The 11,712-nt window shown below is 64.2% G+C and carries 8 protein-coding genes; 4 read left to right on the top strand and 4 right to left on the bottom strand.

The window, feature by feature from the left end; all coding sequences use genetic code 11:
• The 3 genes from Q319_RS28300 to Q319_RS0114185 form a co-directional block, all read right to left on the bottom strand.
• On the bottom strand, positions 1-231 hold a 231-nt coding region (locus Q319_RS28300), incomplete at its 3' end, for an IS1 family transposase (protein ID WP_211252371.1).
• Positions 232-671: 440 nt separating this feature from the next.
• The gene (locus tag Q319_RS0114190) at positions 672-1,913 is read right to left on the bottom strand and encodes an MFS transporter (protein WP_029483141.1); all 1,242 of its coding nucleotides are present in this window, start codon (positions 1,911-1,913) and stop codon (positions 672-674) included.
• 76 nt (positions 1,914-1,989) lie between these two features.
• Positions 1,990-3,351 (bottom strand): FAD-dependent oxidoreductase, encoded by a 1,362-nt coding sequence (locus Q319_RS0114185; RefSeq protein ID WP_029483140.1) that lies wholly within the window; start codon positions 3,349-3,351, stop codon positions 1,990-1,992.
• Positions 3,352-3,484: 133 nt separating this feature from the next.
• On the opposite strand from Q319_RS0114185, the gene Q319_RS0114180 reads away from it, so the two are divergent.
• Both Q319_RS0114180 and Q319_RS0114175 read left to right on the top strand, forming a co-directional pair.
• Entirely contained in the window at positions 3,485-4,243 is a 759-nt protein-coding gene (locus tag Q319_RS0114180; protein ID WP_029483139.1) for an ABC transporter substrate-binding protein, read from the top strand.
• A gap of 206 nt (positions 4,244-4,449) precedes the next feature.
• A complete protein-coding gene (locus tag Q319_RS0114175) occupies positions 4,450-5,676 on the top strand; it encodes an MFS transporter (RefSeq protein ID WP_029483138.1) in 1,227 nt (408 codons plus the stop codon).
• A 179-nt stretch (positions 5,677-5,855) separates the two neighbouring features.
• Here Q319_RS0114175 and Q319_RS0114170 read toward each other — a convergent pair whose 3' ends face one another.
• Positions 5,856-6,740: an alpha/beta fold hydrolase gene (locus Q319_RS0114170; protein WP_029483137.1), complete on the bottom strand. Its 885-nt coding sequence runs from the start codon at positions 6,738-6,740 to the stop codon at positions 5,856-5,858.
• 830 nt (positions 6,741-7,570) lie between these two features.
• On the opposite strand from Q319_RS0114170, the gene Q319_RS0114165 reads away from it, so the two are divergent.
• Both Q319_RS0114165 and Q319_RS0114160 read left to right on the top strand, forming a co-directional pair.
• On the top strand, positions 7,571-10,363 hold the full coding sequence (locus Q319_RS0114165) for a valine--tRNA ligase (protein WP_029483136.1): 2,793 nt from the start codon (positions 7,571-7,573) through the stop codon (positions 10,361-10,363).
• Between the two features lie 132 nt (positions 10,364-10,495).
• Positions 10,496-11,650, top strand: a complete 1,155-nt coding sequence (locus Q319_RS0114160; protein WP_029483135.1) for an aminotransferase class V-fold PLP-dependent enzyme — start codon at positions 10,496-10,498, stop codon at positions 11,648-11,650.
• The last annotated feature ends 62 nt before the right edge of the window (positions 11,651-11,712 follow it).

The following is an 11,712-nucleotide window of genomic DNA, read 5'->3' as shown; positions in this document are numbered from 1 at the left end:
GGCAGGAATCGGACAACCGAAGATCAGCAGGGTCAAGATGATGAACACCACATGGACATCAGTTTTGAGGCCATACAGTGGCGTCCCATACGTCTGGGTGAAGGTTTTCTTGCACTGGTGGCAGCGGTAGCGTTGATCTGCCTTGGAGTGAACGCCAACTTTGGTTGGCGTCGGGCAGAACGGGCAGGGCGGCGTACATTGAGCGGGCCGGGCGGCTTTGGTTGTCTTCACACACTCCAGATACCAGCCCGGCCCTCTTTTTGGCTACTCCACGCTGTCCTGTGGCCCTACCCAAAACTATCAACTGTTTAGAAATTGGTTGGTAAAAAGATTCGCCTGCGAGAGCAAGGAGGCAGTTCGGATTGTGGCCCAAGGAAATCATGATCCGTCGTCTGCGATTTTAGACTTGTACCGACAGTTTAAGCAGCAGGCACAGGTCGCCGCGAAGGTTGAAGTCACATCAGGACACATTCAAAACTCTAGAGATGTGGACCCGCTGACTGAGGCCATCAATCAGGTGGCAGACCACAACGACACACGCCTTGATCCCCATTTGGCCCGGATACAGAGGGCCACGCTAAAACGCCACAGATGACGCCCTTTGACTAGATGCTGCGGCGTGTCGAAGACGGCCTGCGTCTCATCCAGGGCCTGTAAATCACCCCTCCGGCTCACGCGTCCCGCCGCAGCTTGCCGCACTGCCAGAAGGCGGCGGCGCACAGGGTCAGGCTGATGGCAAAGACCGGCAGGTAGCCGAAGCGGTCTGCCACCAGCCCACCCAGCACAGGGGTGAACAGCGCCGCGCCCACCAGCGTGTTCAGCGTGCCGATGTAGCGGCTGCGGGCGTTGGGCGGGGCGATATTCAGCAGGTGGTTGGTGTGGCCCAGATTGAAGCCCTGCGCGGCCACGCTGGTCAGCATGAACACGCCCAGGTAGGCCCATGCCCCCAGCCCCAGCAGGCCCACCACGGCGGCGTACAGCGGAGCCAGCCCGTAAAACACCGAAGCGTAGCGGATGATCCGCCGCGAACCCTTGCGCTCGGCCACGCGCTGCCACACGATGTTGGACAGCGGGGCGGCCCCGGTCAGGGCCATCACGAAGACGCCCAGGATGGCCGGGGGAAAGTTCAGTTCGCGCAGGGCGTACACGGTAAAGAAGGGATCGCTCATGCTGGCCCCCGCCAGCAGCAGGCGCACGGTCAGGAAGGCGCGGAAGTGCGGATCACGCAGCGTTTCGGGAATGGCGCGGAACTCGGCACGTACCCCCTGGGCCTGCTGCGGGGGGTCCGGCGGCTCCTGCACGCGCCCGAATATCCAGTAGCCGAAGGTGTAGGCCGCCGTGCCCAGCGCGAAGATCAGCGCGTAATTCAGCGGAAATTCCAGCCCGGACCCCAGAATCCAGCGCACCAGCAGCCCAGCGCCGAAGGCCAGCAGCCCGCCGTACAGATTGCGTGTGCCGAAATAACGCGGGCGGCGTTCGGTGCTGACCGTCTTGCTGACCACCTCCAGAAAGGGCAGCCCCGCCACGCCAGAGGCCAGCGAATTGACCAGCATCGCCAGCACGAACAGCGTCAGGCACAGCGCGGGCTGATCGGCCAGGAACGCGGCGATCAGAGCCATCGACAGGTAGCTCAGGGTGCGGACCGTGGCCGCCGAGCGGTACACCGGCAGCTTGTAGGGCAGCCCCCGCACCCGCGCAGCCACCAGCAGTTGCGGCAGCATCCAGCCGCCCCCGGCGATGGCGGGCAGCAGCCCGATGACCCAGTTGGGTGCGCCCAGCTTGGAAGCAAAGCCCGCCACCACCACGGTCACGTTCAGAAAGCCGTCGCCGACAAAGACGCCCCAGCCGTTCAGGATGCCCAGTTGCTCGTTGCGGTCCCAACTGCGCCATTTATTCAGGGGCCAGCCTCTCATGGCCCGCATTATCCGCGCCCGGATGAGCGGGGGTTCGGGATCAGGGGACAGGGCAGATGCCGGGGCCGCCTGTGCGCTATTCCTGCTTCTTGCCGATCTCGCGGCTCAGGCGGTCTGCGGCCACCAGCAGCACGTCCCACACGCCGGAAAAGGGCGGGGCGTAGGACAGGTCCATCTCGAACAGGTCCTGCACCTTGCCCCGGCTGTGCAGCAGCGCGGCGATCACGTCCACGCGCTTGACGCTTTCATGGTTGCCGCAGACCAGTTGCGTGCCCAGCAGGCGGCCCGTGCCGCGCTCGGCGGTCAGGCGCACGTAGATGGGTTTTGCGGTGGAGTAATACCCGGCGTGATCGGTGCTGTGAACGTCCACGCTGGCGGCGTCCAGGCCCAACTCATCGGCTTCCGATTGCGTCAGGCCGGTGCGGGCCGCGCCCAGCGCGAAGGTCTTGAAGATGCTGCTGCCCACCACCCCCGGAAAAGTGGCGTCGCCCCCGGCCATGTTGACCCCGGCCACCCGGCCCATGCGGTTGGCGGTCAGCCCCAGCGGGATATGGACCCTGCGCCGCGTGACGCGGTGGACAGATTCGGTGTTGTCTCCCGCCGAATACACGCCGTCCACCCCCGTTTCCTGGCGGATATTCACGGCCACCGCCCCGGTCTTGCCAATCCGCGCCCCGGCAGCGCGGGCCAGTTCCACGTTGGGGCGCACGCCCACCGCCACGATCACCACGTCGCCACGAATGAAACCCTGATCGGTCTGCACGCCCGTCACCTGCCCGTCCTTGCCGGTCAGCCCCTCCACCGTTGTGCCGCAGCGAATTTCCACACCGTTGCTTTCCAGTTCCGCCCGCACGCGCTGCTGATACTCACGGTCCAGCATCCGCCCGGCCACCTCTGGCCCTTTTTCCACCACCACCACGCTCAGGCCCCGGCAGGTCAGCGTCTCGGCCAGCTCCAGCCCAATGTAGCCGCCGCCAACGATCACGGCCCGCTTTGCGCCGCCGCTGATGGTGGCCTCTATTGCCTGTCCATCGGGAATCTCGCGCAACACATGCACGCCGCCCAGGTCCGTCTTGGCCCAGTCGGGGCGAATGGCCGAAACTCCGGTGGCGATCAGCAGTTTGTCGTACGGCTCGTGTGTGCTGCGCCCGGACTCCCTATCAACGACGGTGATGGTTCTGCCCCCCGCGTCCACACCCGTCACGTCGTGGCGCAGGCGGACGCCGATGCCACGGGCGCGCATCTGGGCCGGGGTGCGGGCGATCAGGTCATCGAAGCTCTCCACGTCCCCGCCCAGAACGTAGGGCAGGCCACACGCGCCGTAGCTGATGTACTCGCCGCGCTCGAAGACCACCACATCGGCGTCGGGGTTCTGGCGCGTGGCGCGGCTGGCCGCACTCATTCCAGCGGCCACGCCGCCCACAATTACGATTCGCATGGGGCAGTCTAGGGGGTGGGCCGTATGCCCTGCCATTCGCCTGACGCTACAATGCCCGGCATCAACCACATGCCCGGCGTCCTCCTCAGGGATTCGGGTTCAACACGGACCATCGCTGTCCACAGGAGTCCTCATGAAAAAAGCATTTCTAGCCCTGACCGCCCTTGCTCTGCTCGCCACCTCTGCCCAGGCCCGCACCTGGGATGAGGTCAAGAAAAGCGGCACCATCAAGATCGCCACCGAGGGGGCCTTTCCGCCCTTCAACGTGCTGGAGGGCAAGAAGCTGACCGGCTTTGAGGTCGAGCTGGCCGAGGCGCTGGCCAAGGAGCTGGGCCTGAAGGTGGAGTGGACCACCCAGCCCTTCGACAACCTCTTGATCGGCCTGAACCAGGACCGTTACGATTTTGTGATCGCCAGCCACGGCATCACGCCTCAGCGGGCCAAGGCCGTGGATTTTGCCAGGCCGCACTACTGCACCGGGGGCGCGATTGTCGCCAGGATCGGCGGCCCCATGACGGCTGCCGATCTGGCGGGCAAGTCGGTGGCCGTGCAGGTGGGCACCACCTACCTGGAAAATGTCCGTAAGGTGGCGGGCGTGGGCGATATCAAGACCTTCCCCAAGGACACCGACGCCCAGGCCGCGCTGATGTCGGGCCGCGTGGACGTCTGGGTGGGTGACAAGTTCACTGGTATCGATCTGGTGAAAGCCCAGAAGAGCAAGCTCAAGCAGGGCGCGCTGCTGTTCAATGAAAGCATCGCGATGGCCGTCAAGAAGGGCAACAGCAGCCTGCTGAAAGAACTGAACTCGGCGCTGGACAAGTCGCTGAACAACGGCACCTACGCGAAGATCAGCAACCAGAACTTCGGCCAGGACATCCGTTGCCGCAACTGAGCGCAGTGAAGTAGCGGGGGAGAAGGCGGCGGTTCCTGCGGGGGCTGCCGCTTTTTTCCGTTATGCTCAAGACATCCTCAACCCTGGGGTGCTTTACAAATGTCAACAGCCCTGTAACCCACCACGTCAAGAATTCGTGCGCCCCACGCTGGGCGGCACATCTGAATTCCTGACCAAGACTGGCTGTTGAATTCCCAGGGAAGAATATGTTGAAAACAAGTGACCCCACGCGGGTTTATCTGGCGCTATCGGCGGGGCTGGCGTTTGCCTTTGCCCTGGCCTACACGCTGCAAGGGCTGTATTTCATAACCGTGGCGGGCCTGGACCCGCTGCAACTGCTGCTGATCGGTGCGGCGCTGGAGGGGGCCGCCTTCCTGCTGGAAGTCCCGACAGGCGTGGTGGCCGACGTGTACTCGCGCCGCCGCTCGGTGATTCTGGGCTGCGTCTGCCTGGGCGTGGCGATGGCGCTGGTGGCCGCGTTTCCGGTGTTCTGGGCGCTGTTGCTGACGCAGATCGTCTCGGCGGCGGGCTACACCTTTCTCAGCGGCGCGCAGCAGGCGTGGCTGGCGGATGAAGTGGGCGAGGACCGGGCCGCACACCTGTATCTGCTGGGCAGCCAGTACGGGCGGGCGGCGGGGATTGCCGGAATCGGGGCGACGGCGGCGCTCGCCACGCTGGGCCTGCACATTCCAATTCTCGCGGGCGGCGCGGTGGCGCTATTACTTGCCCTGTACCTGTGGCTGCGAATGCCCGAGGACGGCTTTTCCCCCGCCCCGCGTGAGGAACGCCAGACCTGGGCCGCGCTGTCGGGGACGCTGCGCCAGGGGGTGCGCGAGGTCCGTGCCAGCCGGGTGCTGACCCTGCTGATGCTGAGTGCGTTGCTGTACGGCGCGAGCAGCGAGGCACTGGACCGCCTGAACGAATTTCTGCTGATTCAGGAAGTGGGTCTGCCCGGTGGCCTGAGTGCTGCGAACTGGTTTGTGCTGCTGGCGCTGACCGTTCAGGTTGTCGGCTTCGCGGTGACTGAGCCGTTACGCCGCCGCATCAACCCGGCGGATGCGAGAACAGCGGCGTTGGCCCTCCGCTGGGTGTTGGGCCTCAGCGTGGCGGCGTTGCTGGCCTTCGCCTATGCCCCAAACTTCGGCTGGGCGGCCCTGGCGCTGGTGGTTCACGGGGTGTTGCGCGGACTGTACTCGCCGCTGTATGACGCCTGGATCAACCGGGGACTGAATCCAGCTTCACGGGCCACCGTCAATTCCATCGCCGCGCAGGCAGACGCGCTGGGGCAGGTCACCTTCGGCCCGGTGTTCGGGGTGCTGGGCAACGTGCTGGGGGTGCGCTCTGCATTGGCCCTGGCCGCGCTGGTGCGGGTGCCTGCGCTGGGGCTGCTGGGCCGGGCGGGGAAGGAGGGGAGAAGCTCAACTCTCTTCTAGAGCATTTGACAGAAAAGAAGCTCCACCCTGAGTAAATTTTTGATGGTCCCCGAACTGCTCCAGGAGTGACCCAGGCTTCGCTCTGCACTACAACTATTCTGTCATTTGCTGTAAAACGAAAACCGGGGCAGCTTCCACCCGCTGCCCCGACTCAAAAACTTCGTTTACTTCAGCGGCTCCTACTTCACTGTCTGCGCCCAGTCCAGTATGGCGCGGTTGGCGGCGGGGGCATTCTCATAGATGGCGGCGTGGGCTGCGCCGGGAATGAGTACCAGCTTGCTGCCCGCGATGTTCTGCTGCATCTTCACCGAGAAGGGCGGCGGATACACGGTGTCCTCAACGCCCTCCAGGATCAGGGTGGGCACGTTGATGATCCTCAACGTGGGCAGGGAGTCGGGGCGCTCGGACAGTGCCCTGGCCCCCGCCACATCTCCGGCGACGCTGGCCTGCTTCACGATGTCCCCGAGAAATTTCGCGTCACCGGGCTTGCTTAGGCGGGTCACGCCGGTCAGCATGTCCTTAAGGAGTTCGCCCACCAGCGACTGCGGCCCATACGTCACAGCCTTCTGCGCCATGCCGCCCCACAGGGCTTTTTCCACCACATTGGCCGGCTGGGCAATCGTGTCGATCAGGATCATGCCCTTGAAGCGCTCGGGGGCCGTGCGGTACATCTCGAAAGCAATCGGGCCGCCCATCGACATGCCGCCGATGATGGCGCTGGGCACGTTGAGCTGGTCCATCACGGCCAGCGCATCTGTCGCGTAGGTCTGGATGGAGCCGGTATCGCTGGCGGGGGCCACGCTTTTGCCGTAGCCCCGGTGGTCAATGGTGATAACCCGGTAACCCGCATTCGCCAGCGCATCGCGGTTGCGCGAGAACAGTTCGCCGCTCAGGGGATAGCCGTGCAGCAGCAGCATGGGCGTGCCGCTGCCCTGCGAGACATAATGAATCTGCGCGCCGTTCACGTCCAGCATGCCTTCCTGCTTCATCATTTCTGTTCCGCCTGCCAGGCCCCAACTGGAAAGCAGGGCGAGGCCGAGGGCCGTTTTAAGTCCGTATTTCATGAAAAACCTCCACGACGGGGGCCGCGTGCCTGGGGTCAGGCGTCCACATCGTTTCGACTGCCCGCACAGGTTAGAAAAGTGCTGGCGAGACTGGAAAAGACCGCCTTTATAACACCTTTGAAGTCGGCCCAAAATGAAGGTTTTCTCTTGACCTGGCCGATTTAGATGGTCATTGATCTGTGCGGTCACCCTCTGCCATCTGGCCCATCAAATCCGGCCCGCCGCCGCGTATACTAGCCGGGCAGTGACCGGGAGGAGTACCCGCGTGTGCGCCCACAGGAAGTCCAGAGCGTGACTGAGAATCTGGACGGGAACGCAAAGTGGAGAAAGTCGCCCGCGAGCGAGACGGAAGAATCCCACCCCAGTCCAAACTTAGGGGGGAAGTAGACCCGTCCGGGTGCGCCCGTTACAGCGCAGATCGAGCGCCCGCCATTCAGGCGGGAATTGCGGTGGTACCACGGGATCTGTCTTTTCCAGACGTCTCGTCCGCGCACAGGTGAGAGCCTGGCGGACGGGGCGTTTTTTCGTTTCTCAGATGGGGGAGGGGATGAGTTTGTTTGGACGCGTCTATTTTTCATCCGATTTTTCGGGGGGTTGCCACGGTTTAACCCCTCTGCTTCGCAGCTCTATGAGTCCGCCCCTTCGGGGCATCTCCCCTTAGAAGGGAGGCAAGAGTCCCAGAATTGCTGCGCCAGCCGCGCTCCTTGGCTCCCTTTTGAGGGGAGCTGGCTGCGAAGCAGACTGAGGGGTTAAACCGCAATCCGCCACCCTTAAAACTACGAACGAATTTTATTTCCTCTCGAACCAATCCACCTTCAGGAGATCCGCCCATGACTGACCTTCCAGAATCCAACCGCGAAACAGAACTCAACCCTGAGACGGCTACTCCCGAGAACGACTCCGTCCTCGCCAAGCAGTTCGATCCCTCCGCCGTCGAGCCGGGCTGGGCGGCGCGCTGGCGCAACGAACCGTTCCGGGCCGACGCCACCAGTGGCCGGGAGCCGTTCACCATCGTGATTCCGCCGCCCAACGTGACCGGCAACCTGCACCTGGGCCACGCGCTGGACAACACCCTGATCGACACGCTGATTCGTTACAAGCGCATGGCGGGCTTCGAGGCGCTGTACCTGCCGGGCATGGACCACGCCGGGATTTCCACGCAGGTGGTGGTGGAAAAGCAACTGCGCGAGCAGGGCGTCTCGCGTCACGATCTGGGTCGCGAGCGCTTTCTGGACAACGTCTGGGAGTGGAAGGGCGAGTCCGGCGGCATCATCCTCAACCAGCTCACGCGCCTGGGCGTCAGCGCCGACTGGACACGCGAGCGCTTCACGATGGACGAGGGCCTCTCGCGGGCCGTCCGCGCCCAGTTCGTGCGGCTGTACCACGACGGAGCCGCCTACCGGGGCGAGCGCATCGTCAACTGGGACGTGGCCGCGCAGACCACCCTGTCTGAGCTGGAAATTGACCGCGAGGTCCGCAAGGGCAAGATGTCCACGCTGTCCTACAAGCTGGAGAATGCGGAAGCGGCGGCCAGCAACGGCGGGGCGGGCGAGATTCTGATCGCCACCGTGCGCCCCGAAACGATCTTCGCGGATCAGGCGATTGCCGTGCATCCCGAAGACGGACGCTTCACGCATCTGGTGGGGCAGAAAGCCAGGATTCCCCTGACAGACCGTTTCATCCCGATCATCGCCGACGCCGCCGTGGAAATGGACTTCGGCGTGGGCGCGCTCAAAATTACTCCGGCGCACGATCCCACCGACTTTGAAATCGGCGAGCGGCATGGACTGGCGCGGCCCAGCGTGATTGATTTAGAGGGCAACCTGACCTCTGACCTCGTGCCAGAACAGTTCCGGGGCATGGAACGCTTCGCCGCACGCAAAGCCGTGGTCAAGGCTCTCATTGACTCTGGCGATCTACTGGAGGAAAAGGACCACGACACCGCCATCGGCCTGTCCGAGCGGACGAAAGTGCCCGTCGAGCCGATCATCAGCACGCAGTGGTTCGTGCATATGAAGCCGTTTGCCGATCAGGTGCTGGCCGGGTTGGAGAACGGAGATATGCGGCTGGTGCCGGAGCGCTACGGCAAGGTCAACCGCGACTGGCTGGAGAACATCCGCGACTGGAACATCTCCCGGCAGTTGTGGTGGGGCCACCAGATTCCCGCGTGGTACGACGCCGAGGGCAACATCTACGTCCCTGGTCCCGAGAACCCTGAACTGGACTGCGATCAGGACCCGCGTTACGCGCATCTGGAACTGCGCCGTGACCCGGACGTGTTCGACACCTGGTTCTCGTCGAACCTGTGGCCCTTTTCCACGCTGGGCTGGCCCGACACCGACTCCGAGGATTTCCGCAAGTTCTACCCGACGCAGGTGCTGGTCACGGGCTACGACATCCTGTTTTTCTGGGTGGCGCGCATGCAGATGGCCGGGTACGGGTTGACCGGGCAGGCTCCATTCAACACGGTGATGCTGCACGGCCTGTATCTGGACGCGAAAGGCCAGAAGATGTCCAAGAGCAAGGGCAACGGCATTGACCCCATTGAACTGTTCGAGCAGTACGGCGTGGACGCCTGCCGTTTCGCCTTCGCCTTCCTGAGTACGGGGGGACAGGACATCCGCCACGACGCGCGGCGCTTCGAGCAGGGGCGCAACTTTGCCAACAAGCTGTGGAACGCGTCCCGCTTCGCGCTGATGCGGCTGGGCGAGGCGGTTCCGGGGCTGGAGGGCGACGACGATCTGAGCGCTTATGTCCGCAGCCTGATGCCCGACGCCCCCAGCGCGGAACTGAGAAGCAAGGACGTGCTGACCGCGCTGGTGGCCCGCGATGACCTGACCCCGGCGGACCGCTGGATCATCTCGCGCCTGAACGCCGTGACCGCCGAGGTGAGCGCACAACTGGACGCCTTCGATCTGGGCGCGGCTATCAGGACGCTGTACGCCTTTACCTGGGACGAGTTCTGCGACTGGTACATCGAGGCCGCCAAGCCCGCGCTGGCCGAGGGACGGCTGGGCAGCATGGCGACTCTGAAGGCCGTGCTGGAGCATATTCTGAAGCTGCTGCACCCCTTCATGCCGTTTATCACCTCCGAGGTCTATGCCGCGCTGGGCCACCGCCGCCAACTGGCGCTGCACGCGTGGCCGCAGCCGGTGGACGCCCTGCATGACGCCGACGCCACGCGGACCTTCAACGGCCTGCGCGACGCGGTGGCCGCCGCCCGCAGCCTCAAGAACGAGCTGGGGCTGTCGCCGCAGGACCGGCTGGGCGTGGTGATAGAGGGCGAACAGGCCGCCACAGTCGCCGCGAACGCCCGCGTGGTGGAAAGCATCGCCCGCGTGAATCTGGTGGCCGAACTGGAGGGCCGCACCCTCTCCGCCGTGGAAGGAGGCGTGACCGTCCGTGCCCCGCTGGAAGGCACGGTGGACATCGCCGAGTGGCTGGGCAAGCAGAAAAAGCGTCTGACCGAACTGGACAAGCAGATCAAACAGGCGCAGGGCAAGCTGTCCAGCGAGAACTTCGTGGCCCGCGCCCCCGCCGAGGTCATTGAGGAAGAGAAACGTCGCGTGCAGGACTTCGGCGCACAGAAAGAGCGGTTGAAAGGGGTTCTGGCGCAGTTCTGACCCGTCGTCCCGACCCAGGGCGCAAGCCTGATGCTGGAAACGGGACGTTCGCTTCCGCTTTTGGGTCATACTTAGAAGTGGAAGCAATTTTCAATCTACCCCTCTACTTTCCCCTCACTTCAAGGAGACGCCATGCCCCCACTTCGCCCCGACATTGACCCCAACGGCCTGCTGGAATATTCGGTGGTCTACACGGACCGTTCTCTCAACCACATGTCCGCCGCCTTCCAGAAGGTCATGAATGATCTGTCCACCGAGTTGAAGGCGGTCTACCACGCCGAGGCCGTGGCGATCATTCCGGGTTCGGGTACGTCTGCAATGGAGGCGGTGGTGAATCAACTGGCGCAGGGGCAACGTTGTCTGGTGGTCCGCAACGGCTGGTTCAGCTACCGCTGGTCCCAGATTCTCGAGATGAGCCGCGTGCCGGAATCGGTGACGGTCCTTTCGGCCCAGGCGCAGACGGACGGGCAGCAGCAGCCGTTTGCGCCCCCGCCCATTGAGGAAGTGGTGGAGGCCATCCGCCGCGAGAAGCCCGCGCTGGTGTTCGCACCGCACGTGGAAACGTCGTCGGGGATCATCCTGCCGCAGGCGTACCTTCGGCAGATGGCGCAGGCGACGCACGAAGTCGGCGGCCTGCTGGTCATCGACTGCATCGCCTCGGGCTGCGTGTGGCTGGACATGGCCGATCTGGGCATCGACGTGCTGATCACCGCGCCGCAAAAAGGGTGGAGCAGCACGCCCTGCGCCGGAATCGCGCTGCTGAGCGCGGCAGCGACTGAGCGGGTGGACGCCACCGACTCGGTCAGCTTCACGCTGGACCTCAAGAAGTGGCTGAACATCATGCGTGCCTACGAGGGCGGCGGCTTCGCGTACCACGCCACCCTGCCCACCGACGGCCTGTGCCAGTTCCGCGACACCGTGCTGGAGATGAAGGCGTTCGGCTTCGAGAAGGCGCGGGAAGCGCAGTGGGAACTGGGCAACCGGGTTCGCGAAGTGCTGAAAGCAGCGGGCTTTTCGAGCGTCGCCGCCGAGGGGTTCAAGGCTCCGGGTGTGGTGGTCAGTTATACCGACGCGGACGCCATTCAGAGCGGCAAGGCGTTCCGTGAGGCGGGCCTTCAGATCGCGGCGGGCGTGCCGCTTCAGGTGGGCGAGGGACCAGATTTTAAGACCTTCCGCATCGGTCTGTTCGGGCTGGACAAGCTGACGGACGTGGACGGGGCTGTGGAGCGCTTTGAGCGTGGATTGCGGGCCGTCATTTCGCAGGCGCAAGCTGCCCTGTCCCGCTGAAGGTCCGGGGAATTCGCCCTGCGCCCATTGGCCTTTCTCTCACCCCTGCGTTACGCCCGCCG

The organism is Deinococcus marmoris DSM 12784, assembly GCF_000701405.1.
Classification (GTDB): Bacteria; Deinococcota; Deinococci; order Deinococcales; family Deinococcaceae; genus Deinococcus; species Deinococcus marmoris.
Note: the sequence above shows the minus strand (reverse complement) of the source record. Positions and strands in the feature narration are given on the sequence as shown.